Source organism: Thiobacillus sp. (genome assembly GCF_030696885.1).
In the GTDB taxonomy this organism is placed as follows: Bacteria; Pseudomonadota; Gammaproteobacteria; order Burkholderiales; family Thiobacillaceae; genus Thiobacillus.
In genome coordinates this window covers 1-23,617 of record NZ_JAUYRI010000034.1, presented here as the reverse complement: position 1 = coordinate 23,617, position 23,617 = coordinate 1, and the positions used below count along the sequence as shown (strand labels likewise).

The window sequence follows — 23,617 nt, the reverse complement described above, 5'->3', positions numbered from 1 at the left end:
CCACCCGATATGACCGAAGCCGTTGCCAGCCGCCCTCGCATCCTCATAGTCGATGACGTCAACGAGAACCTGCATGTGCTGATGAGCGTGCTGCGCGACGACTATGTGATCGCCGCCGCCACCAGCGGCGAGAAGGCGCTCGATCTGGCGCGCCAGCAGCCGTATCCCGACCTCATCCTGCTCGACATCAAGATGCCGGGCATGGACGGCTACTCGGTGTTGGCGCATCTCAAATCCAATCCGGCCACCGCCGACATTCCGGTCATTTTCGTGACGGCGCTGGCTGAGGCGGCCGACGAGGCGCGCGGTCTCCAGCTGGGCGTGGCCGACTACATCACCAAGCCGATCAACCCGGAACTGCTGCACATGCGCGTGCGCACCCAGCTCGAGCTGCAGCGTTATCGCAGGAATCCGGTGCTGTTCGACGTGTCGCAGGACAGCGATCCGGATCGCCCGCCGTCGCTGCTGGTGGTCGATGACGTGCCGCAGAACATCCATGAGCTGCTGGAGGCGCTCAAGGACGATTACCGCATCCTGGTTGCCCGCTCCGGCGCCAAGGCGCTCGAGTTGATCGAGGGCGAGAGCCCGCCCGACCTCGTGCTGCTCGACATCATGATGCCGGAGATGGACGGCTACGAAGTGTGTCGGCGCATCAAGGCTTCGCCCAGGGGCAATCGCATCCCTGTGATTTTCGTCACCGTGGTCGACGCCACCGAGGACAAGGTCCGGGGCTTCAGCATCGGCGCGGCCGACTACATCACCAAGCCCTTCGACGTCGATGAGGTGCGTGCGCGGGTGCGCACCCAGCTCGAGCTTTCCCGGCTGCGCAATTTCCTCGAAGACCTGGTCGCTCAGCGCACCGCCCTGTTGGAACAGAGCGAGGAAAAATACCGCATCCTTGCCGACTATTCGCCCAACTGGGAATACTGGGTGGCGCCGGATAGCAGCTATCTGTATGTGTCGCCGGCCTGTCGCGATGTATCGGGTTATGCGCCGGCGGATTTCTTCGTCGATTTGGGGCTGATGGAAAAAATCATCCACCCCGACGATCTGGCCGGCTGGAAGGCGCATCGTTCCGCGGCTGCGGCCGGCACCGCCCCGGGACCGCACCTGTTCCGAATTTGCGCCCGCGACGGCAGCGAGCGCTGGATCGAGCATGTGTGCAAGCCGGTGTTTGATGCGGGGGGCCAGCCGATCGGGCTACGCGGCTCACTGCGCGACATCACCGACCGCCAGCGCGCCGAGCAGAAACTGGATTTCTTCGCGCATCGCGACCCGCTGACCGGGCTGCCCAATCGTGCTTTGTTCGCACAGTTGCTGGCGCAGGCCGTCCTCAATGCCGAACGCAGCCGGACCCAGTTCGCGCTGCTGTTTCTCGATCTCGACAATTTCAAGGCCATCAACGAGAGCCTCGGCCACACGCTGGGCGACCGGCTGCTGATCGAGGTGAGCAAACGCCTGCAGGGCCTGTTGCCGGACAACAGCGAAATCGCCCGCATCGGTGGCGATGAGTTCTACATCATCGTCGACCATGCAGCGAGCCTGTCGGGCATCGACCTGGTCGCCCAGCGCATGATCGACGCGCTGGGCGAGCCTTTCCCGATCGACGACAACATGATCTACATCGGCGCCAGCATCGGCATTGCGCTGTATCCGAACGATGGCCGCGATGCGGCCAATCTGCAAAGCAGCGCCGATGCGGCGCTGCACCAGGCCAAGGCCCATGGGCGCGGGATCCTGCGCTTCTTTTCGCCGGAAATGACCCGCCGGTCGCGTGCGCGCCTGGCGCTGGAGGCCGATCTGCGCCAGGCGCTGGACCAGCAGGAGCTGCGCCTGCATTACCAGCCGCAAATCGACCTGAGCAGCGGGAAGATCGTAGGCGTCGAGGCGCTGGTGCGTTGGCAGCATCCCGAGCGCGGCCTGATTCCGCCCGATGACTTCATTCCGCTGGCCGAGGAAAGCGGCCTGGTGGTCATGCTGGGCGACTGGGTGTTGCATGCCGCCTGCCAGCAGATCCGCAGTTGGACCGACGCCGGGCTCGCCCCCCGGCAGACCGCGGTCAACGTCTCAGCGGTGCAGCTGAACCGAGGCCACCTGCTCAACTCGGTCAGGGATGCCCTGCAGGCGTCGGGAATTGCCCCGGAGCAGCTCGAACTGGAAATCACCGAGAGCTTCGTGCTGGCGGACCGCGACCAGTCCTTCAAGACACTGTCCGAGCTAAAGGCGCTGGGCGTGCGCCTGTCGATCGACGATTTCGGTACCGGCTATTCCTCGCTGGCCTATCTGCAGCAACTCGAGGTGCACAAGCTGAAAATCGACTTGTCCTTCGTGCGTGACGTGACGACCAACAGCGGCAATGCTTCCATCGTCAAGGCCGTCATTGCGCTCGGCCACAGCCTGGGTCTGGAAGTCATTGCCGAGGGCGTCGAGGAGGATGTACAGGCGCGCTACCTGCATTCGCTGCAGTGCGACGTGATTCAGGGTTATCTGATCAGCCGGCCGCTGCCGGCCGAGGACATGACGCAGTTTCTGCAGACCTACCGGCCGTCCTGATCGCGTGCGCCGGAAATGGAAAAGGGGCTGGCCTAAGCCAACCCCTTTTTTATATGGTGCGCCCGAAGAGATTCGAACTCCTGACCCCTTGGTTCGTAGCCAAGTACTCTATCCAGCTGAGCTACGGGCGCTTTGAAGGTTGCGCATTATACGCATTTTTTGCCTCGATGGCAGATGCGACAAGCATGATTCGATTTGGCGGAGACGGAGGGATTCGAACCCTCGATACAGGTTTAAGCCCGTATGCTCCCTTAGCAGGGGAGTACCTTCAACCACTCGGCCACGTCTCCGAACCGCCGCGCATTGTAGCGGAAGCGCGCCCCCGACGCCACCTTGACGTTTACGCGGGCGGTTTTGAAGGGTGGCTGAGAACGAACCAGGCGCCGTATGCCATAAGGGCTGCGGTGACGAAGAGCAGCCAGGTCGGCATGTTCGCGTACAGGGTCATGTAGGCCATGCTGAGCGCCATGCTCAGCAGCGAAACGATCTTGGCTTTCAGGGGGATGACGTGATGCGCGTGCCATTGTTGCAGCGAGGGGCCGAATACCCGGTGCGTGTACAGCCAGTGGTGAAACCTTTTCGAGGATTTCGAGAATGCCCACAGGGCAAGCAGCATGAAGGGAACGGTGGGCAGACCGGGCACGATCATGCCGAGCGCGCCCAATGCGAAGAAAAGCCAGGCGAGCAGGAAATAGGCGGGCCTCATTCCTGCCCCGCCTCTCCTAGGTGACCGTCAGGCGCTGGCCTTGTCGAGTTCGAAGGCCTGATGCAGCGCGCGCACCGCGAGCTCCATGTACTTGTCCTCCACCACCACCGAGATCTTGATTTCCGAGGTGGAGATCATCTGCAGGTTGATGTTTTCCTTCGACAGGGTCTCGAACATCTTGCGCGCCACGCCCACATGCGAGCGCATGCCGACGCCGACGATGGAGACCTTGGCGATCTTGTCGTCGCCGGTGACTTCACGCGCGCCGATGGCCGATGCCGTCGCCTTGACGATGGCAAGCGCCTTGTTGAAATCGTTGCGGTGCACGGTGAAGGTGAAGTCGGTGGTGTTCGCGTGGCCGACGTTCTGCACGATCATGTCGACGTCGACGTTGGCGTCGGCGACCGGACCGAGGATCTGGTAGGCGACGCCGGGCTGGTCGGGCACGCCGACCACGGTGATCTTGGCTTCGTCGCGGTTGAAGGCAATGCCGGAGATGACGGGTTGTTCCATGCTGTCGTTTTCCTCGAAAGTGATGAGCGTGCCGTCGCCTTCGTCCTGAAAGCTGGACAGCACGCGCAGTTTGACTTTGTACTTGCCGGCGAACTCGACCGAGCGGATCTGCAGCACCTTGGAGCCGAGACTCGCCATTTCGAGCATCTCTTCGAAGGTGACGGTTTTCAGCCGGCGTGCCTCGGGCACGATGCGCGGGTCGGTGGTGTAGACGCCGTCGACGTCGGTATAGATCTGGCACTCGTCGGCCGTCAGTGCCGCGGCCAGCGCCACGCCGGTGGTGTCGGAGCCGCCGCGTCCCAGCGTGGTGATGTTGCCCTGTTCGTCGACGCCCTGGAAACCGGCGACCACGACCACGTGGCCCGAATCCAGGTCGGCCCGCATCCGGGCTTCGTCGATGCTGAGGATGCGCGCCTTGGTGTAGGCATCGTCGGTGAGGATGCGCACCTGCGCGCCGGTGTAGCTTTTGGCCTTCAGGCCCAGATCCTTCAGCGCCATTGCCAGGAGCGCAATCGTGACCTGTTCGCCGGTCGACACCATCATGTCGAGTTCGCGCGGGTCGGGGGTCGCCTGGATCTGCTTCGCCAGCGCGATCAGGCGGTTGGTCTCGCCCGACATGGCGGAGAGCACCACCACGACCTGATGGCCGAGCATTTTGAATTTGGCGACGCGCTCCGCGACGGCGCGGATGCGTTCGACGTTGGCGACCGAGGTGCCGCCGTATTTTTGTACGATGAGTGCCATTTTGGGGCTGGGATCTAGGAGTTGGGGGCTAGGGACGGAAAAGCGGGATTTTAATGGATTAGCGCTCAAACAGTGCGATTGATTCGACGTGCGCCGTGTGCGGGAACATGTTGGCGACGCCGGCGGCCATCAGCCGGTAGCCCTTGACGTGCACCAGCACCTCGGCGTCGCGCGCCAGGGTGGCGGGGTCGCAGGAAACATAGACGATGCGCGCGGGCCCGCCTGCCTCCGGCAGCGATTTGACGACTTCGATGGCGCCGGAGCGCGGCGGATCGATCAGCAGCTTGTCGAAATGGCCCAGCGCGGCGAATTTTTCCGGCGTCATCTCGAACAGGTTGTCGACCGCGAAGCGGGCATTGGGCAGTGTGTTGTGCAGCGCGTTTTCGCGTGCGCGCGCGACCAGTTCGCTGCTGCCTTCGATGCCCACTACCTCGGCGCCGCTTTTTGCAATCGGCAGGGTGAAGTTGCCCAGGCCGCAGAACAGGTCGGCGATGCGTTCGCCCGGCTGCGGATCCAGAAGCCGCATTGCGCGGCTGACCAGCGCGCGGTTGATGGCAACGTTGACCTGGGTGAAGTCGGTGGGCCGGAACGGCATCACCAGGCCGAATTCGGGCAGGCTGTAGCTGAGCTCGGGAGCGATCTCGGGCCAGAACGGACGGACAGTGTCGGGCCCCTTGGCCTGCGCCCAGATTTGTACCCCATGCCGGTCGGCAAACGCCCGCACGCGTGCGGCATCGTCGTCGGTCCACGGTTCGAGCAGACGGAACACCAGCACGGTGACGTGCTCGCCGACGGCCACTTCGATCTGCGGGATGCGGTCGGCGTTCGACAGCTCGTTGATCAGCTCGCGCAGCGGCTGGATCAGTGCCGAGACGTCCGGAGTCAGTACTTCGCAGCTCGCCATGTCGGCGATGTAGCTGGAGCGCTTTTCGCGAAAGCCGACCAGCCCGCCACCTTTCTTGTCGACCCAGCGTGCTGACAGCCGGGCGCGAGTGCGGTATGCCCAGCTCGGGCCGTGCAGCGCGGACAGCATCACCTCGGGTTTGACCTTGCCGATTCGGGCGAGGTTTTCCTCCAGCACGCGCTGCTTGGCGGCCACCTGCGCGCCGGCTTCCAGATGCTGCATCGAGCAGCCCCCGCAGCGGCCGAAATACCGGCAGCGCGGGTCGGTACGCTGCGCGCTGGATTTCAGGATGGCGACGGCGTTGGCCGAGTTGTATTTGGCGTGCTTGCGATAGATCGCGATTTCCGCGCGTTCGCCCGCCAGCGCGCCATCGACGAAAGTGACCTTGCCGTCGACGCGCGCGACGCCGTGGCCCTCGTGGTCGAGGGCGACAATATCGACAACCGGATTCATGCCCAGGCCGCCAGGAATTCCTGCCAGTGCGCCGCGGGGTGGGCTTGCACGGTGTTGCGCGCGAGTTCGATTTCGGCCGCGTAGGCCGCCTCAGTGAGCGTGCCGCGCATTTTCTGGAAGCGCAGATAAACCAGCCAGGTGTTCATCACGTCGGTTTCGCAGTAGTTGCGGATGGCGTCGATTTCACCGTTCTGGAAAGCCTGCAGCACCTTGGAACCGTCCATCCCCAGCTTGCCGGGAAAGCCGCACAGCTTGGCCATCTGGTCGAGCGGCGCGTTGGCGCGCGGCTGGAACATCGCCAGCACGTCCATCAGATCAAGGTGACGGGTGTGATAGCGGCCCAGGTAGCTGTTCCATTTGAATTCCTTGTCGTCGTCGCCCCAGTCCCAGTAGCGCGCTGCCGCCACGCCGTGGATCAGCGCGCGGTAGTGCAGCACCGGCAGGTCGAAGCCGCCGCCATTCCAGGAAACAAGTTGCGGGGTGTAGCGCTCGATGCCGTCGTAGAAGCGCTGGATCAGCTCGGCTTCGCTGCTGTCGGGCTCGCCCAGCGACCAGACCTTTAGCTGGTCACTGCTGCGCAGGGTGCAGGAAATCGCGACGATGCGATGCAGATGGTGCGGCATGAAGTCGCTGCCGGTTTTCTGGCGGCGGGCGAGCAGCGCCATTTCGGCCAGCTCGCCCTGCGGCAGCCCCGCTTCGTCGATGCCGTTGACGGCGGCAAAGCCGGCGAGGTCAGGGATTGTTTCAATGTCGAAAACCAGGGTGGGGTGCATGGCGCGATGGCGGGAAAAAACCGCCATTTTACGCGCTCAATGCAGGGCTGCGTCGAGTGCCGAGGCCGCGATCATGGCGTCGAGGTAGGCCACCGAGATCTGGTGCATCGGCAATTCGAGCTGCCGGGCATGCCGGGTCAACGTGTCCACGTCGTTGTTCTCGCAGGCGTAGGTCAGCTGCAGCATCGCACCTTCGGGCGAGGGGTGGGCACTCAGCGCGCGTGCGTTGGTCGCCGACAGGCCCAGCCGGCGGATCAGGGTTTCCATCGGCAGCGCCAGCGCATGCGGCGCAATCGACAGCAGGCCGATTTCGAACGCGGCGGCCGCGTTGTCCGCGTGCGAGCCGAGACGGGTCACCTTGCCCATGAAAAGGGCGCGCGTGAGGGCAGTGACCGCATAGTGGCGGCTGGCCTCGGTCGGTTCCTTGCCGGTCAGCGCCAGCAGCGCGGCAATCCGGCTGGCGCGTTGCGGCCCCAGCATCACCAGCGCGTGGGCGGCCGATTCGGCGGGCCGGCTCAGGCCACCGGCCTGGGAGTTGGCAATGGCGAGCAGGCGCGGCGCCATGTCGGGGTTGAGTCGGAAGAACTGCACCAGGGTATCGGTCGATTCGCGCAAAGCGATGGCCAGCAGATCCAGCTGCACGGCGTGATCATGGGTGATGATTTCGGCCTGGGGCTGGGTGTCTCCCGAAAAGAAGCTGCCCTTGAACCAGGCGTTGTCAGGCCAGCGGGCCTGGGTCTGGGCGTGCTGAACCCCGTCCACGATCAGGCGGGCGGACACCTTGGGCGGCGTCTCGTCGGCATGGTAGTTCAGGTAGCGCCAGGCCCCCGCGCTTTCCTGAACGACCGCATTGTGACGGTTCAGCGTGGGGCAGAAGGTCAGGCCGGCATCCTGCAGGGCCAGCGCGCGACCGAGGTGCTGCTCGTTGTCGATTTCCACGCACCAGATCACCTGGCGATGATTGATCTGCCGTGGCACGTCGCTGAACAGCACCCCGGCGCTGATTCGAACCAGCAGCGGAAACTTGCCGCTCAGGCCGCCCTGGGTCAGGGAATAGAGGCCGGTCAGCAGCATGTCCTCTTCCATCTGGCGCAGCTCGGCCGGCGCGTCGGCGGGCGCGGCGCGTCCGCGCAATACCAGCTGATGCGCCACCAGATTGGAAGCTGAGTCGAACAGGGGGTCGAACGACAGGAAGCGTGCCCGCAGCGTATCCTCGCGGGCCGGGCTGTTGTTGTCGATGCCGAGCATTTGCGTGACCACCACGGGCTGCTCCGCTTCCCCGGTGTTGATGCCGCCGCCGGCGATTTGCGAAGGACGGGGGTCGTCTGAGCTCATGGTGTTTCCTGCGAGGATGGTACGATCATTTTAGCGCCGAGCGTCATTGTTGGGCACGTATCCGTCATCTTGAATATTCAGTTATTGCCAGGCCAGGAGCCACTCATGAACAAGCACACCTTGTTGACCCCGCTTATCGTCGGGCTGTTCACCGCGTCCTTCTCCAGCTGGGCGGCGCCGCGCGACGAAGTGGTCAGCACCGCATCCGACCAGCAGGGTGTCGCGGTCACGATCTACAACGACGATCTGGCGCTGGTGAAGGATACGCGCCGGGTGCGCCTTGCGCGCGATGCCAGCCTGCTGGCCTGGCGCGAGGTGTCGGCGCGGATGCGCCCCGAAACGGCCCAGTTGCGCAACCTGTCGAACCCCGCCGGCTTTCGGCTGCTGGAGCAGAACTTCGATTTCGACCTGCTGACGCCGGAAAAATTGCTTGAAAAATATATCGGACGTGAAGTCACGGTGATCCGGGTGAATCCCGCCACGGGCGCGGAAACCCGCGAGGCCGCCACCGTGCTGGCGACCAACGGCGGCGTCGTGCTGCAGTTCGCCGACCGCGTCGAAACCGGCGTGCCAGGCCGGCTCGCGTTTTCCGGCGTGCCCGCCACTCTGCGTGACAAACCCACGCTGGTGATCTCGCTGGTCAATCCGGCGGCGGGTCTGCAGAACCTGGAACTGTCCTACCTGACCGGCGGCCTGTCGTGGCGCGCCGACTATGTGGCCGAACTCAATGCCACCGACGACCGGCTCGACCTCAACGGCTGGGTGACGCTCACCAACCAGAGCGGCGCGGCTTATCCCAACGCCCGGCTCCAGTTGGTGGCGGGCGACCTCAACCGGGTGCGCGAGGCGCAGCCGCGTGAACTGGCGACGATGGCGGCCAAGGTTGCTGATGCGGCCGAGATGCAGCAGGAATCGCTGTTCGAATACCACCTCTACACGCTGCAACGCCCCACCACGCTGGCGGAAAACCAGACCAAGCAGGTGGCGCTGATGGCCGCCGCGCGGGTGCCTGTTAAGAAGGAATTCCTGCTCGAAGGGGCGAACTATTATTACTCCGGCCAGCACGGTGAACTCGGACAGAAAATCAAGGTGGGTGTGTTCGTCGAGTTCGACAACACAGGCGACGGTCTCGGCATTCCGCTGCCGCGTGGCGTGATCCGCCTGTACAAGAAGGACAGCCATGGCAATGCGCAATTCGTCGGTGAGGACCGCATCGACCACACGCCGAAGAATGAAACCGTGCGCCTGAAACTGGGCGATGCTTTCGACGTGACGGCCGACAAAAAGCAGACGGCTTTCCAGAAACTGGCCGGTACCAGCCGCTACAACTACGTGTTCGAATCGGCGTACGAGATCGTGCTGAAGAACGCCAAATCAGAGGCCGTCACCGTCACCGTGCGCGAGCCGATGCCGGGCGACTGGACCATGGTGTCGGAATCGCAGCCGCACACCAAGGCGGCGGCAGGTATCGCCCAATGGCAGGTGAACGTGCCCGCCGAGGGCAGGACGACGCTGATCTACCGCGTGCGCGTCAGGTACTGAGCCCGCGCCGCCGGCGGATGTCGGCGATGAGCCCGAGCGTGGAGCCATCGTGCTCGCCGGTCACGCGCGCCGGGTCCAGTTCGGCGCGGATCGGCGGCGCCAGCTGCTTGCCGAGCTCGACCCCCCACTGGTCGAAGCTGTTGATCTGCCAGACTATCCCCTGCACGAAGACCTTGTGCTCGTAGAGCGCGATCAGCATGCCGAGCGTATGCGGGTCGAGCTTTTGGTAGAGCAGGGTGTTGCTGGGGCGGTTGCCGGGGAAGACCTTGTGCGGGGCCAGTGCCTTCGCGTCTTCGCGGCGCATGCCCTGGGCAATCAGCTCGGCTTCGGCCACCGCACGCGACTTGCCTTTCAGCAAGGCTTCGGTCTGCGCCAGGCAGTTGGCGAGCAGCCATTCGTGCTGGTCGGCAAGCGGCGTGGGGTTGACCGCCGCCACCAGAAAATCGGTCGGGATCAGCCGCGTGCCCTGGTGCACCAGTTCGAAGAACGCGTGCTGGCCGTTGGTGCCGGGCGCGCCCCAGACGATGGGGCCGGTGTTGTAGTTGACCTGCCTGTTGGCGCGGTTGACGTTCTTGCCGTTCGACTCCATGTCGAGCTGTTGCAGGAACGGGACCAGCAGCCGCAGGCGCTGGTCGTAGGGGAACACGCCATAAGTGTCGGTGTTCCAGAAATTGGCGTACCAGATGCCGAGCATGCCGAGGATGACCGGCATGTTGGCTTCCAGCGGCGCTTCGCGGAAATGCAGGTCCATGGCATGGGCGCCGGCCAGCAGCGCCTGGAAATTGCCCCAGCCGAGTTGCAGTGCAATGGACAGGCCGATCGCCGACCACAGCGAATAGCGGCCGCCGACCCAGTCCCAAAAGATGAACATGTTCTCCGGATCGATGCCGAAGGCCTCGACGGCCTGCGCATTGGTCGACAGCGCAACGAAATGACGCGCCACCGCGGCAGGCGAACGTAGCGCGGCAAGCAGCCAGGCCTTGGCCGAATTGGCGTTGGCGAGCGTCTCCAGCGTGGTGAAGGTTTTCGAGGCGACGATGAACAGCGTGGTCTCGGGGTCGAGTTGCGCGAGCGTGCTGCTCAGGTGCGCGGGATCAAGGTTGGAAACGAAATGCACCCGCACGCTTTCCACCGCATGGTGATCGAGCGCGTGGCACACCATCGCCGGGCCGAGGTCGGAACCGCCGATGCCGATGTTCACCACGTTGCGGATCGGCTTGCCGGTGTGGCCGCGCCAGCTGCCGTCGTGGACGGCCTCGACGAAGCGCTGCATGCGCTTCAGGACCTTGGCGACCTCGCGCTCGACATCCATGCCTTCCACCCTCAGCGGCGGGCGCACCGGCGCGCGCAGCGCGGTGTGCAGCACGGCGCGCTGCTCGGTGAAATTGATGCGCTCGCCGCTGAACATGGCATTGCGCATCGCATCCAGTTCGGATTCCTGCGCCAGCTGCATCAAAAGCCGCAGGGTTTCCGGCGTGACGCGATTCTTCGAATAATCGAGCAGCAGGTTGCCGCAGCGCAGCGACAGCTGGTCGAATCGGGTGTCGTCTTCGCGGAAGGCGGCGCGCATGTCGAAGCTGCGCATGGTCTTGAAGTGCGCTTCCAGGGCCTTCCAGGCGGGCAGGTGCTTGAGCGGTTTCATGATCGGGCAGTGTGTGGAGCAGGCTTCGAAGGTATCATAAGCAGGCAGTGCCGATGCCCCCTGCGCAAGGGCGCTGCGAATTTTTGGACGCTTCAGGAAGAGACAGCATGGTCACCGTGACACAGAACGCCCTCGTATACATCACCTATTCCATTCTTGACGAGCGCGGCATGGTCGTCGAGCAGCACGACATCCCGGTCGGCTACGTGCAGGGTGCCCACAGCGGCATTCTGCCCGCGATCGAGTCGGCGGTGGCGGGCCGCAAGGTGGGTGACCGCGTCGAGATTTCGCTGGCGCCGGAAGAGGGCTACGGGCTGCGCGACGAAAGCCTGGTGTTCGTCGACGATCTCGAGAACGTGCCGCCGCAGTTCCGGCGCATCGGCGCCGAAGTGCTGTTCGAAAACGCGGCGGGCGAAACCAAGCCGTTCTACGTGACGAAGATCGAAGACGGCAAGGTGACGGTCGACGGCAACCCGTCGCTCGCCGGACAGCGCGTGACCTGCCTGGTGAACGTGATGGATATCCGCGAAGCGACGCCGGAGGAAATCCGCAACGGGCGCCCGCTCGATGTCAAAACGGGCACCGTTCATTAGGCCTGAAATGAGTGTTAGCACGCCCTAGTGTCGAACACGAGGCGCTGACGTAAAAAAGCCGGGAGCAATCCCGGCTTTTTTGATGGCGCTGCCCGCTTACTTGGCAGGGCAGGCCTTGTCGCCGGCGATCTTGCCCGGCAGACGCAGGAAGGCCTCGAACGGGCCCATCACGCTCATGGCTTCTACCTTGGGGCCGGAGAACTTCAGGCGGCCGAACATCATGGCCTTCATCGGACCATACTCGCCCGCGCCCATTTCGTTCCAGCGCTGGGACGTGGCGTGCATGACGTAGTCGGCGCCCAGATCCAGGTTGGTGCTCTCCACTGCACCACCGTAGACGCACATGGCCTTGCCGTCCTTGGCCGCGATCCGCATTTCGGTCTTGGTCGCTTCGCCACAGTCGGTGCGATACAGGTGAATGATCTTGTGGCCGCGGCCCTTGTCATTCTTGATCCAGTCATTGGCGAGGCCGCTGGTCAGGGTGGCATCCTTGTTCCAGGCGTCGCAGGCCTGGGCGGTCCACTCGGCAGACATCATTGCCGGTGCGGCGTGCGCGGTGCTTGCAAGGACTGCCAGGGCAGCCAGGGCGATGGTCGTGTATTTCATGTGTTTCCTCCTCATTGATTGAATTGTCCAGCCTACAGCGTGTTGGTATGTAAATACTATGTCCGCAGATGGGGCACGATAATCGGCTGCCGGGAGCTTGTCAATGCGGCAGCCGGCTTTTCACGCAGCCATACAGCCAGGTGCCATGCAGCGCGCCCGCGAGGGCCGCCAGCGCGCCGATCGAACCCATGCCGACCAGCGAAAAAATAGGGCCGGGACAGAGCCCGATGATGCCCCAGCCGATGCCGAAAATCAGGCCGCCGAAGATGAAGTTGTAGCGGCCGGATTCCTTTTGCGGAATCACGATGGCGTCACCGTCCAGCGTGCGCGGACGCTCGTAGCGCCTGAGCAGCGTCACGCCGGCAAGACCGGTGACGATGGCGCTCATCATGATTCCGTACATGTGGAATGCCTGGAAATGGAACATTTCCATGATGCGATACCAGGACGCGGCTTCCGATTTGATCATCACGAATCCGAACGCCAGCCCGGCGAGTAGATAAGGTAGAAAACGCATGGTGACTTACCAGAACAGGGAAAAAAGGTGCGGCGTGATGAAGTGCGCGGAGAGCAGCCCGCCGGCAAAAATGCCCAGCACCGCGAGCAGCGATTGCGGCTGCAGGGTCGACAGCCCGGTGATGGCATGGCCCGATGTGCAGCCACCCGCGTAGCGGGTTCCAAAACCGACCATCACGCCGCCGCCGAACATGACGATGACGCTCATCCAGGTGAGGTCGAACAGCACCGGTGGCAGAAAACCCTCGCCGATGGGCACATCCCAATAGGAAAACATCGTAAGTGCGCTGACCGAGAGTGCAACCGGATCCGGGTTGGCGAACACGATGCCGGCCAGGAAGCCGCCCAGCACGGCGCCCGCGGCAAACACCAGGCTCCAGTTGTGTTCGCGCCAGTTGTACTGGAAAAAGTCCACGCCGATGGACTTGGGCTGCGTCATCGCGCACAGGTGGCGCAGGTTGTTGGAAATGCCGAACGAGCGATTGCCGATCCACAACATCAGCGGCACCATTAGGCCGATCAGCGGGCCCGACACGTACCAGGGCCAGGGTGCATACAGCCAGTCGAGCATATCGGGAAAACTCTGGTAGAAAAGGACGACCAATGCTAGGGGCGCCGCCGGGGGCGCGCAAGCAAATTTGGTTATCGGGCGATCAGTTTTTATGCAGGCGACGGCGGCGCTTACGGGCGCATGAGGCTGTGCTCGACCAGCTGGATGCGGCGCGCGAGCCGCGCCTGCGCAGCGGCGTTGCCCTGGGCGATGGCCTGTTCGTGCTGCAGTTTCAGGTAGGTCAGCAAAGGCTGGCGCCAGCCCTGGGACGAGGCGGTTTCGGTGGCAACGTCCAGTGTGGCGGCATTCGCTTCCTGCCGCATCACCAGCAGGCTGGCCGCGAGCAGTCGCGCCAGCGGGTCACCGACACGGCCGGGCACGGCATGCCGTGTGGCGGCCGGTGCGCGCAGCAGGTCGCGGTGCTGCGCCGGCAGCAGCGCCGCATCCAGCCCCTCCCACTGCAACGTGAGAAAGCGGTAATAGGCCTGGTCAGCAGCGTGGGGCGCCACCGCAGCCAGCTCGGCATAGTCGGTGCAGGCGTCGTCGATCAGCATGGCGCGGCGGGTGGCGCAGCGCACCAGCCACAGGCGCGCGGTTTCGGTCATGCGGCCGGCGCCGCCGGTGGCATCGATGGCCTGCTGGAAATAGCGCTCGGCCAGCGTGTTCTCGCCCAGCAGGGCATGTTTCTGGTAACGCTCGATCAGATCGGCCGAATCGGTTTTCCAGTCGGGCGGCGGCGGGCCGCCGCTGACGCAGGCGGTCAGCAGGATCACGCCGGCCAGCGCAAACAATGTCTTCATGGCAGCTTCACCTCGGGATCGCGCTTGAACGGCCACTTCTTGTTGATCTCGTTAATCAGCGCGTTGGCCTTGCGCACCGCATCGTCGATTTCGGCGCGCAGCGCGGCAATATCCTGGGTGCCTTCCTTGACGTTGGCGGAAATATCCACGGCATTGGCCATCATGGCATCGGCTTTCTGCAGGCTGGCCTGCGCGTCGTTCAGCATCAGCCGCACCTGTGCCAGCGATTCGCGGGTCTGCGCGGCCACGCCGTCCTCCGCAAACAGCCAGGTATCGGCCTTGCTGGCCATGCCGTCCATCTTCAGCGCGAGGCCGTCGAGCTTGATGATCAGCGCGCGGGTCTGCTCCAGCGAGTCGGTCACTGCGCGCGCCTTTTCGGGGCTGCCGAGGATGCTTTCCAGCATGCCGTATTCGCCGGTCATGCGGCCGGTCACGGTCTGCACGTTGGCAAGCGTGGTGTTGATTTCACCATCCTTGCGGGTCAGGTGCTCGACGTTGTCGAGGATGGCCTTGACCCGTTCGACCAGGGCAGGCAGCTCACTGCTGATGTCCGAGGTGAGCAGCAGCACGGTGGAATTGTCGGGCAGCGCGGGCGCGTTGAGATCGGGCGTGTCGACGCGGATCTTGGCGCCGCCGACGATCGGCTTGTCGAGCGTGAAGGTGCTGCTTTCCTTCAGCCATTTGGCATTGCGTTGGAGAAACCGGGCATGGATGATGATGCCGCCTTCATCGTTCAGCCCCAGGCTGGTGACGCGGCCGATCTCGATGCCGGAAAACGCCACCGGTATCCCGGGGGCGACGTTGTCGGCGCTGGAGGCGGCGAACTGCAGCTGGAAGGTGCCTTCAAAAAAACCGCGCGCGTGCAGCAGATAGACCAGAAAGGCGCCGCCCAGCAACAGCGATGCGACAGCAAACAGTCCGACCTTGAAATGCAGTTTGTTCATGCTTGATAAAGGGCCTGATTCCAGCTGAAGTCGTAAATTTCCCAGGTGCCGCTGATTGCCGCCTGCGACGCCAGGTGCGCGATGAAGGCCGGATAGGGCACATCGTAAAGCATGGCGCCGGGACGGTCGATCACCAGGCGGGGGCGCTTGAGCATGCAGGCGCGCGCAAGCTTGGTGACGAAGCGCTGGGCGGGCGTCATGTCGGAATCGCGCAGCAGGGCGATTTCGGCATGGCCCAGCTCATCCAGCATGGTCTGCGCCTGGCGGGCCGATTCGGCGGCGTCGAAATGACGCTGGTAGAGCGGGATCAGCGCAATGTTGTCGAGTGCCGACAGGTTCGCGCGCAGCGGCAGGTCGAGCGACACGCGCGCCACGTCGTCGGCGAGGGCGGCGATCGCGTCGGCCATCGCTGCACGATCGGCAAACGGGGTCAGATGTATTTGAGCGCTAATGACACCACCTCGATCGTCACTATGGCGAAGAACACCCGCATCATGCCGCGCAGCACCGAGACCGGCACCATGAAGAGCTTCTTCGGCGTTTCCAGTCCGGCGGTCACCGGGATCAGCGTGACCGCAAGCCCGAACAGGGCGCATTTGGCGATCAGCCCGGCCATGATGTTGAAATTGATGATGTTGGAGACGGTGCGGGTATAGGGTTCGAAGCCCGCCGTGCCCACCCCGTAGATGGCGAGGTAGCCCACAATCAGGGCGAGCAGGCCCGCCAGGCCGGCCAGCGTGACGACCGACACCACCCCGCCGACCAGCCGTGGCATAAACTCGAATTGCATCGGCGGAACCTTGCAGTGCACCAGTGCATCCAACTCGTTGTTGACCTGCATCAGCGCGACTTCGGTGTTGATGGCGCTGCCCGAGCGCAAGGCGATGAAGAGCGCAGTCAGAAACGGCAGCAGTTCCAGCACCAGCACGCGGATGGCCATTTCGCTGGCGAATTCGGTCAGACCGAAATCCCGCGCGGTGGACAGGATGATGGTGATGATGAGCCATGATATGACCAGCACGTAGGCCAGAAAAACCGGCAGGATCTGTACCGCGGTAAAGTAGACCTGCTTGATCACCACGTCGAAGGTGGCGCGGTTCCAGGTGGAGGGTTCCAGCAGCAGCAACGCGGCCCGGCCGAGAAAGGCAAACAGGGCGTAGCCGACAGTGAACCACCCCGCGAGCTTGGCGCCGAGCGATTCGATGGACGTCGCGAGGAAATGCATCGCGGCATCTTAACGCCTTCGATGACGCTTGCGCCATCGAGGGCCAGGCCATACAGTTTTGCAGTGAAAGCAATATTAACGGAGAGACACGCCATGAACCCCAACCTGATACCGGCAGCATTGCTGCTGTTGTGCACCGCATCCGCTTCGGCCTGGGCTGCGCCCGGGACCGTGTTGCGCAATGAAAAGCTCTACAGCCAGCCGAGCGCGAGCGCCAAGGTTGCCGCCAACGTGGCCAAGGGCACACCCGTCAATATCCTCGCCAAGCAGGGCGGCTGGCTGCGGGTGACCGCCGGCCGATCTACCGGCTGGATCCGGCTGTTGTCGGTGCGCGCGGGGGCCGGTGGCCTCGGCGGCGCCGGCGTCGGCGATGTGGTGGGAGCAGCAACCACCCGTTCCGATCCCAGCCGCGTGGTGGCCGTCGCCGGTCTGCGCGGTCTGACCGACGCGGACCTGAAACAGGCCAAGTTCAATCCGGATGAGCTGGCGCGGATGGAAGCGGCCGGCGTGTCAGCGGCGCAGGCCCGCAGCTTTGCCAGCCGGGCGCGTCTCGCCGCAGTCAAGGTGCCGGCGTTGCCGGCGCCCGCCAAGTCGGCCCAGCCGGCTTCGTCGTGGGAGACCAACTGATGATTGCGCAACGTGTGATTCTGACCCTGTCCCTGGTCGCCTTCTCCGGAGTGGCTGCCGGATTCGATTTCGGCAAGGCGCTTGAAGAGCGCATCAACAAGGAACTGAACCGCGAGCAGCCCGCCCAGCCGGCACCCGCACAGCAGCCGGCCGACACTGCGCCGGCGCAGAACGCCGCCCCCACGCCGCCCGCCAACCAGAAGATCGATGCCCGCCAGCTGGGCTTCGCACTGTTCGGCGACTATTCGATTGAAGAGGAAAACCGCATCGGCCGGCAGATCGCAGGCAACCTGCTGGGCGCGGTGCAGCTGGTGCGCGACGACAAGCTGCAGAACTACGTCAACCTGGTCGGCAACTGGGTGGCCCAGCACAGCGGACGTACGGACGTCACCTGGCGGTTCGGCGTGATCGACAGCGAAACCATCAACGCCTTCGCGGCGCCGGGCGGCTACATCTTCGTGACCAAGGGCCTGTATCGCCGGCTCAACAACGAGGCCGAGCTGGCGGGCGTGCTGGCCCATGAAATCGCCCACGTCAGCCAAAAGCATCATCTCAAGGTGCTCAAGCAATCCAGCCTGATCGGTGCGCTGGGACAGGCGGCCAGCAGCAAGGCGAAGGACAGCGACCAGGTGGTGCAGAACCTGATCGGCAACGGCGCCGAAATCATGGCGCGCGGGCTCGACAAGAATGCAGAGTTCGAAGCCGACCGCGTCGGCATCGTGTATGCCGCACGTGCCGGCTACGATCCCTGGGGGCTGCCCGCCGTGTTGCAGGACATGGCCGCGATCCCCGCCCAGGACAGCCGCACCGCACTGCTCTACAAGACGCACCCGCATCCCGCCGCCCGGCTGGATGCGCTGGGCGAGGCGGTGGGCGGACGCCTCGACGCCGTGCGCGGCAAGGAAGTGGGCGACCGGTTCTACCGCATTCCGTGAAGCGTTTGCCACCCGGATTGGCGCAGGCCATTCTGTCTGCGCTCTGGGTCCTGCTGATCGCGGCGCATGTCGGCGGGGTCATCCACCTCACGCCCGTGCAGCGCGCCGAGGCCTGGCTGTATGACGCGTGGCTGGAGCGCACCGCGCTGGCCGGCTTCGACGACCGCGTGGCGATACTCGACATCGACGAAGCCAGCCTGAAAAGCGTGGGCCGCTGGCCCTGGAGCCGCGAAGTCATGACCACGCTGGTCGAGCGCCTGTTCGATCAGTATGGCGTTGCGGCGGTCGGCTTCGATGTGGTGTTTGCCGAATCGGACACCAGCTCGGGGCTCGATACCCTGCGCCAGCTGGCGCAGCGCGACCTGGCAGGCAGCCGCGAATTCCAGACTGCATTGAAACAGCTGGCACCGCAGCTCGACTACGACGCGCGCTTTGCCTCGGCGCTGGCCGAGCGTCCGGTTTCGCTCGGCTATTACTTCATTCCGGAGGGTTACAGCGACGCGCGCACCGGCCTGCTGCCGGCACCGTCGTTGCCCCTGACCGCGTTCGAGCCGCTGGTGCCCGGCACGCCGCCGGTGGGCTACGGCGCCAACCTGACCGCGTTCCAGCAAGCCGTGCCGGCGGCCGGGTTTTTCAACATGCGCGCCGACCATGACGGCACGGCGCGCCGCATGGGGCTGGTCCAGCCGTTCGGCGAGGGCTATTACGTGTCGCTGTCGGTGTCGTCGCTGCAGGTGGCGTTCGGCGGCGATCCCGTGCTGGCAGGCGTCGACCGGCGTTCCATCCTTGGCCGCGAATACGTCTCGCCCTGGCTCGAAGTCGGCGGCATCCGGCTGCCGCTGGACATCGACGGTGGCGTGCATGTGCCGTATCGCGCCGGCGCGCCGTTCCCCTATATCTCGGTGGCCGACGTGCTGTCGGGCAAGGCCGCGTTGGACCAGCTTGAAAACCGCATCGTGCTGTTGGGGTCGACCGCGCCCGGGCTCGCCGACCTGCGCGTCACGCCCTTTTCCAATGCGTTCCCGGGCGTCGAAATCCACGCGCATTTGATCGCCGGCATGCTCGACGGCACCACTCGCGTCACGCCGCCGTGGTCGGACGACGCGCGCCTCGTGGCCGTGCTGCTGCTGGGTGCGTTGCTGACGGGGATGCTGCTGCGCTATGGGCCGACCATCGGTCTCGCGGCCATCGTTGCGCTGCTGGCCCTGCTGCTGGCCGCCTACAGTGCGGCCTGGACACGCTTCATGGTGATTCCGATGGCGGCGCCGATGCTGACGCTGCTCGGCCTGTACGCGCTCAACACCGCCTACGGCTTTTTTGCCGCCACGCGCAGCAAGCGCCAGATCACCAAGCTGTTCGGCCAGTACGTGCCGCCTCAACTGGCCACCGAGATGAGTCGGAATCCGGCGCACTACACAATGGAAGGCCAGTCGCGCGACATGACCGTGCTGTTCTCCGACATCCGCGGCTTCACCAATTTTTCCGAGAAGCTGCCGCCGGCCGAACTGGCCGAAGTGCTGAACGCCTACCTGTCGACCATGACGCGGATCATCCAGCAGCATCAGGGCACCATCGACAAATACATCGGCGACGCCGTCATGGCGTTCTGGAACGCGCCGGTGGATCTGGCCGACCATGCCGCCCGCGGCGTCGCCACCGCGCTCGACATGCAGGCCGCGCTGCCTAAGCTGAACGAGGATTTTGCCGCGCGTGGCTGGCCCGAGGTCAAGATCGGCGTCGGCGTCAACACCGGACGCATGAGCGTCGGCAATATGGGTTCGGAATTCCGCATGTCCTATACCGTGATGGGCGATGCGGTGAACCTCGGCTCGCGCCTCGAAGGGATTACAAAACAATACGGCGTCGGCATTCTCGCCACCCAGCCCACCGTCGACGCCGATCCGCTGCATGCCTTCATGAAGGTCGACGACGTGCGGGTGAAGGGCAAGGAAACGCCGGTCGCGATCTACGAGCCGCTGGGGCCAAAGGACGGACTGGATGAAGCGCTACGGCAGCAGGCCGCCGAATTCGAATTGGCCTATGCCGCGTACCAGAAGCAGGACTGGACCGCCGCCGAAGCCGCGCTGCAGGCGCTCAATGCCAGCGCGCCGCGTCCGCTGTACGATATCTATCTAGAACGCATCGCGCATTTTCGCGAAGTGCCGCCGCCCGCAGACTGGGATGGCGTCTTCGTCTACACAACGAAATAGGCACCACACACAGCGATGAAACTCACCGTATTGGGCTGCAGTGGCGGCATCGGCAGCGGGCGCCACACCACCTGCTTCAAGGTCGACGACGACGTGCTGATCGACGCCGGCAGCGGCATCACCACGCTCGACTTCGAGGCCTTGGTGAAGATCGACCACGTCTTCATCACCCATGCCCACCTCGACCACGTGCTGGGTTTGCCCTTATTGCTCGACAGTGTTGGCGACATGCGCCCCGATCCGGTGACCGTCCACGCGCTGCCCGAAGTGCTGGACGTGCTGGCGAAGCATCTTTTCAACTGGAACCTGTGGCCGGACTTCCGCGAAATCCCGAGCAAGGAGGCGCCGTGGCTGCGTTTCGCGCCCCTGGCCCTGGGCGAAGCGTACACCCTCAACGGCCGCACCTTCACCCCGCTGCCGGTGAATCACGTCGTGCCCGCGTGCGGCCTGCAGGTGGCCACTGCAGCGGGCAGCCTGGTCTTCAGCGGCGACACCACGCACAGCGATGCTTTCATCCAGGCGCTCAATGCCATTCCCGACCTGCGCCACCTCATCATCGAAACCTCGTTCGAAAACGAACTGGTCGAAGTCGCCAAGGCGTCGAAGCATCACTGGCCCGATTCGCTGGCGGCCGAGCTGCAGAGCCTGACCGTGCATCCCGAGGTATGGATCACGCATCTGAAGCCAGGCAACGAGTCGGCGATCATGAACGAGTTGCGTGCGGCTGCGCCGGGGTGGGGCGTGGAGGCGTTGATGCAGGGGCAGGTGATTGAGGTGGGGGGAAGAGGGTGAGGAAAATATCGTGTCTGAACTGACCCCATTTGTGGCACGTCGGAAGTTACTGGGCTTTATGTGGAGAGATTAAGTAAAGATAAGTGATTGATAAATAATGTATAAAGTCAAGGAAAAATTAATTGGATTTTTGGTTATCTGGGGATTTTTCCTTTTATTAGCAATATCCGCTGGACTCATGGCATTGCTTCTCGGCCCATTGATTTTTTACTTGCGGACTCGTGAGTTAGTTTTTCTTCCGAATTTTGGGTATTTGGTGAGCTCAATAAAAATTATTATATTAGGGTCATTTATTGCGGCACTTGTTACTTGGTTTTGGGCTACGTTTTTTCCAAATATGAAAATTAAATAACAAATAATTGGAATCAGGCGACAGGGGCGACAGGGTAACGGGGGCGACCACGGGGGCGAGCGCACGCGCGGAATTAAATGAGGTCAGATTGAACTGATCCGGGTGTTTTGGACATTTATGGGTGGAGTCGTAATTCACTTGGAGGTGTCAGATGGGTGAATAAATGGCGAAATAAAAAATCACGTCAAAAGTGCCAGGCCCGAATTAATTCAGACATCCCCCGTATTTCCAAACATTCGATCACGTCAACGTAGCGAGCATCAAAGGGTTTGCGTCGCGAAACTCGCCAGTTCGGTTTCAAACGCTTCCGCACTTAAACCCTCAAACGCATCCCGACTGAACAAGGTAACCGCGCCGGCCATTTCGCTCCAGCCATAGGCGCGGCTCTGCGCGCTGAGTTTGCCGCTGTCCTGCGGGACGCGGGCGACGAGGTGCAGGCAGTCCTTGCTGTAGATTAGGTTGTAGGGGGTGTACTGCGCGTGCAGGCGATCGATTTCGATCCAGGCGTCGGCGGGTTCGGTAAAGCGCTGACAGGGCAGGGGATAGGCCGCGCTGCCGCCATTGTGGGCGAAGCGCGGGTCCTGCACCGGCAGCGGGTCGGTCTGCACGAAACTCTGGAAATGCAGGTGGTTGACCGAGGCGCCGGCGCCAAAGCTGTTGTAGCCGAGGCAGAGGCCGCGCATGCCGGCGTGCGCGCACAGGTGCCACGCCCAGCCGTGCAGTTCGGGGGTGAGCGTTTGCGGCAGTTCGCGCAGCGGCTCGGGCACCAGTAGGCCGTGCAGGCGGGCGAACGGGAATTTGTTGTACAGCAGGCGCGCCGGTTTGCCGGCGAGCGCGTCCTCCCACAGCACTTCCTTGGCGAGGAAGGGCTTGTTGAAATGAAAGCCAGCGGGGTCGAAGGGGCGCAGCAGGCTTTCGAATGTCTGGCCGCTGATGCGCGGCGGACGCAGCGCGCGGAGGGGATTGAACATCAATTCCCAGGGGCCGGCGCGGCGGTTTTCCAGCGGCGCCAGGTGCTCCAGGCCGATGGCGAGCAGCTTCAGAAAAACCAGCACGTCGTCGTCCGGCTCGTCGAGTGTCTGGCCGGCCCGCAGCGCGGCCGTGATGCGCTCGGCCAGCTCGGCATGGCGCGTGGTCAGAGCAGGGGCGAGCTGCGTCCACAGCCGGCCATCGTAGGCGGCATTGGCCAGCACGAGGATGTAGACGCCGAGGCCGTGATGGGTGTGCAGCATGGCGGCAAGCCCACCGGCAAAGCGCTGTTGCAGTGCGGCGTGTGAGGTGAACGGAGGCATGCGGCGGGTCACGACGGTGAAGAATTCCGTATGGTGCCACCCCGCCGCTGCGGCGGGCATTCAGGTTTTTTGGGCCGTGGGCGGCGTTGTTTATAGCTCGCCGTTGGCGCCGGCGCGCATCACGCTGTCCATTTTTTCGCGAATGGACAGGAAGCCGCTGCGCAGTTCCGGCGTCATGCCGAGCTGCTTGCCGGCGAGGTTGAGCCAGGTGATGTCCCAGTCCAGCATCAGCACCCAGATGTTCTTGTCGGCATCTTCCATCACGGCGATGCGACAGGGAAAGAACACGATCATCTCGGGCAGGATTTTCAGCAGCTCGCGGCCGATGGCGATGTCGCAGAAGCTGAGGATTTCGACGCGCGGCGCGTCCATGTCGCCGAGCACGGACCGGAAATCCCGCCACATGGCATTGTTGCCGACAAACTTGAGGTTGACCTTGTTGGCGCGCAGCATCATCGACTGCACCACGTCGTCGAAGCTGAGCCCGGCCTTCGCCTGGTACTTGATCGCGAAATGGTTCATCGCTTCGCGCGCATCGACCTGCATCATGTTGCCGACCACCGGCATGGTCATCTGCAGCCAGCGCTGCCTTTCCTCGGGGGAGAGGACGCGGCTCATCTGGTAGTCGCGGTAGGGCGGCGGCATGCCCTGCTGGACGAGCACGGGGCCGTAGGGCGTGGGGGTGATGTCGAGCCAGCCCTGCATGGCGGCCGGCGTGTCGGACGGACCCGGCTGCGGGTCGGACGCGAAGGCCGGCTGGCCGAGGCAGCAGCAGGCAAGGACGGACAAGAGCATGCGCATCATGGCGTGTCTCCGGGTTGAGCTGTTTGTTATCCTAGCAGGCCGTCAGCCGTCAATGCGCCGCGCGAGCGCGCATGCGCGCATCCAACGCCGCCACTTCGGCTGCGGCGGCATCGAAGTCGCCGCCCTGCACATGGCTCTCGATGCGGGCCGCGCCTTCGCGGACGACCGTGGCCATCACGCTGGCGGCGGCACCCTTCAGCGCGTGG

The 23,617-nt window shown here is 63.8% G+C and carries 23 protein-coding genes and 2 tRNA genes; 7 read left to right on the top strand and 18 right to left on the bottom strand.

Translation table 11 applies throughout. From position 1 onward, the window contains the following. Window positions 1–9: 9 nt before the first annotated feature. Window positions 10–2,553, top strand: a complete 2,544-nt coding sequence (locus tag Q8R61_RS14875; protein WP_305538667.1) for an EAL domain-containing protein — start codon at window positions 10–12, stop codon at window positions 2,551–2,553. A 54-nt stretch (window positions 2,554–2,607) separates the two neighbouring features. Here the strand turns inward: Q8R61_RS14875 and Q8R61_RS14870 are convergent. From Q8R61_RS14870 to Q8R61_RS14840, 7 genes are all read right to left on the bottom strand, one after another. Next, window positions 2,608–2,684: transfer RNA gene (locus Q8R61_RS14870), tRNA-Arg, on the bottom strand. Between the two features lie 65 nt (window positions 2,685–2,749). Next, a tRNA-Ser gene (locus Q8R61_RS14865) sits at window positions 2,750–2,843 on the bottom strand. A gap of 50 nt (window positions 2,844–2,893) precedes the next feature. After that, window positions 2,894–3,259: a YbaN family protein gene (locus Q8R61_RS14860; protein WP_305538665.1), complete on the bottom strand. Its 366-nt coding sequence runs from the start codon at window positions 3,257–3,259 to the stop codon at window positions 2,894–2,896. 27 nt (window positions 3,260–3,286) lie between these two features. Next, window positions 3,287–4,516 carry an aspartate kinase gene (locus tag Q8R61_RS14855; RefSeq protein WP_305538663.1) on the bottom strand — a complete coding sequence of 410 codons (1,230 nt, stop codon included), beginning with the start codon at window positions 4,514–4,516 and terminating at the stop codon, window positions 3,287–3,289. Between the two features lie 58 nt (window positions 4,517–4,574). Beyond that, the gene (gene rlmD, locus Q8R61_RS14850; protein WP_305538661.1) at window positions 4,575–5,873 is read right to left on the bottom strand and encodes a 23S rRNA (uracil(1939)-C(5))-methyltransferase RlmD; all 1,299 of its coding nucleotides are present in this window, start codon (window positions 5,871–5,873) and stop codon (window positions 4,575–4,577) included. Next, entirely contained in the window at window positions 5,870–6,646 is a 777-nt protein-coding gene (locus Q8R61_RS14845; protein WP_305538679.1) for a 3'-5' exonuclease, read from the bottom strand. Before Q8R61_RS14845 ends, rlmD begins: the two co-directional genes overlap by 4 nt. A 36-nt stretch (window positions 6,647–6,682) precedes the next feature. Continuing rightward, the gene (locus Q8R61_RS14840) at window positions 6,683–7,981 is read right to left on the bottom strand and encodes an EAL and HDOD domain-containing protein (protein ID WP_305538659.1); all 1,299 of its coding nucleotides are present in this window, start codon (window positions 7,979–7,981) and stop codon (window positions 6,683–6,685) included. 105 nt (window positions 7,982–8,086) lie between these two features. Here Q8R61_RS14840 and Q8R61_RS14835 point away from each other — a divergent pair, with 105 nt between their 5' ends. Next, entirely contained in the window at window positions 8,087–9,523 is a 1,437-nt protein-coding gene (locus tag Q8R61_RS14835) for a DUF4139 domain-containing protein (RefSeq protein ID WP_305538657.1), read from the top strand. Here Q8R61_RS14835 and pgi read toward each other — a convergent pair. Next, complete coding sequence (gene pgi, locus Q8R61_RS14830; protein ID WP_305538655.1) at window positions 9,513–11,165, bottom strand: glucose-6-phosphate isomerase; 1,653 nt, start codon at window positions 11,163–11,165, stop codon at window positions 9,513–9,515. The two genes, Q8R61_RS14835 and pgi, sit on opposite strands and share 11 nt — an antisense overlap. Window positions 11,166–11,272: 107 nt before the next feature. Here pgi and Q8R61_RS14825 point away from each other — a divergent pair, with 107 nt between their 5' ends. Next, window positions 11,273–11,758, top strand: a complete 486-nt coding sequence (locus Q8R61_RS14825) for a peptidylprolyl isomerase (protein WP_305538653.1) — start codon at window positions 11,273–11,275, stop codon at window positions 11,756–11,758. A gap of 96 nt (window positions 11,759–11,854) precedes the next feature. Here Q8R61_RS14825 and Q8R61_RS14820 read toward each other — a convergent pair whose 3' ends face one another. From Q8R61_RS14820 to Q8R61_RS14790, 7 genes are all read right to left on the bottom strand, one after another. Then, window positions 11,855–12,364 (bottom strand): SCP2 sterol-binding domain-containing protein, encoded by a 510-nt coding sequence (locus Q8R61_RS14820; protein ID WP_305538651.1) that lies wholly within the window; start codon window positions 12,362–12,364, stop codon window positions 11,855–11,857. 100 nt (window positions 12,365–12,464) lie between these two features. Further along, entirely contained in the window at window positions 12,465–12,881 is a 417-nt protein-coding gene (locus Q8R61_RS14815) for a DUF6691 family protein (protein ID WP_305538649.1), read from the bottom strand. A 6-nt stretch (window positions 12,882–12,887) separates the two neighbouring features. Next, complete coding sequence (locus Q8R61_RS14810; protein WP_305538647.1) at window positions 12,888–13,484, bottom strand: YeeE/YedE family protein; 597 nt, start codon at window positions 13,482–13,484, stop codon at window positions 12,888–12,890. A gap of 77 nt (window positions 13,485–13,561) precedes the next feature. Further along, window positions 13,562–14,230, bottom strand: a complete 669-nt coding sequence (locus Q8R61_RS14805) for a hypothetical protein (protein ID WP_305538645.1) — start codon at window positions 14,228–14,230, stop codon at window positions 13,562–13,564. Then, window positions 14,227–15,174, bottom strand: coding sequence for an MlaD family protein (locus Q8R61_RS14800; protein WP_305538643.1), 948 nt, complete (start codon window positions 15,172–15,174; stop codon window positions 14,227–14,229). The genes Q8R61_RS14805 and Q8R61_RS14800 overlap by 4 nt, the downstream gene beginning before the upstream one ends. Beyond that, on the bottom strand, window positions 15,171–15,581 hold the full coding sequence (locus Q8R61_RS14795) for a hypothetical protein (protein WP_305538641.1): 411 nt from the start codon (window positions 15,579–15,581) through the stop codon (window positions 15,171–15,173). Before Q8R61_RS14795 ends, Q8R61_RS14800 begins: the two co-directional genes overlap by 4 nt. Before the next feature lie 23 nt (window positions 15,582–15,604). Further along, window positions 15,605–16,399: an ABC transporter permease gene (locus Q8R61_RS14790; RefSeq protein ID WP_305538639.1), complete on the bottom strand. Its 795-nt coding sequence runs from the start codon at window positions 16,397–16,399 to the stop codon at window positions 15,605–15,607. A gap of 93 nt (window positions 16,400–16,492) precedes the next feature. On the opposite strand from Q8R61_RS14790, the gene Q8R61_RS14785 reads away from it, so the two are divergent. Genes Q8R61_RS14785 through Q8R61_RS14770 form a run of 4 tightly spaced genes read left to right on the top strand, consistent with a single transcriptional unit; the run spans window position 16,493 to window position 20,963 of the window. After that, window positions 16,493–17,026, top strand: a complete 534-nt coding sequence (locus Q8R61_RS14785; RefSeq protein WP_305538637.1) for an SH3 domain-containing protein — start codon at window positions 16,493–16,495, stop codon at window positions 17,024–17,026. Then, complete coding sequence (locus tag Q8R61_RS14780) at window positions 17,026–17,961, top strand: M48 family metalloprotease (RefSeq protein ID WP_305538635.1); 936 nt, start codon at window positions 17,026–17,028, stop codon at window positions 17,959–17,961. Before Q8R61_RS14785 ends, Q8R61_RS14780 begins: the two co-directional genes overlap by 1 nt. Beyond that, a complete protein-coding gene (locus tag Q8R61_RS14775) occupies window positions 17,958–20,171 on the top strand; it encodes a CHASE2 domain-containing protein (protein WP_305538633.1) in 2,214 nt (737 codons plus the stop codon). Before Q8R61_RS14780 ends, Q8R61_RS14775 begins: the two co-directional genes overlap by 4 nt. Before the next feature lie 15 nt (window positions 20,172–20,186). Further along, entirely contained in the window at window positions 20,187–20,963 is a 777-nt protein-coding gene (locus Q8R61_RS14770) for an MBL fold metallo-hydrolase (protein WP_305538631.1), read from the top strand. Window positions 20,964–21,575: 612 nt separating this feature from the next. On the opposite strand, the gene Q8R61_RS14765 is transcribed toward Q8R61_RS14770, so the two are convergent. Genes Q8R61_RS14765 through Q8R61_RS14960 form a run of 3 tightly spaced genes read right to left on the bottom strand, consistent with a single transcriptional unit; the run spans window position 21,576 to window position 23,610 of the window. Continuing rightward, a complete protein-coding gene (locus Q8R61_RS14765; protein ID WP_305538629.1) occupies window positions 21,576–22,667 on the bottom strand; it encodes a hypothetical protein in 1,092 nt (363 codons plus the stop codon). A 30-nt stretch (window positions 22,668–22,697) separates the two neighbouring features. Further along, on the bottom strand, window positions 22,698–23,411 hold the full coding sequence (locus Q8R61_RS14760; RefSeq protein ID WP_305538627.1) for a DUF302 domain-containing protein: 714 nt from the start codon (window positions 23,409–23,411) through the stop codon (window positions 22,698–22,700). A 49-nt stretch (window positions 23,412–23,460) separates the two neighbouring features. Continuing rightward, the gene (locus Q8R61_RS14960; protein ID WP_371133655.1) at window positions 23,461–23,610 is read right to left on the bottom strand and encodes a hypothetical protein; all 150 of its coding nucleotides are present in this window, start codon (window positions 23,608–23,610) and stop codon (window positions 23,461–23,463) included. Window positions 23,611–23,617 lie beyond the last annotated feature (7 nt).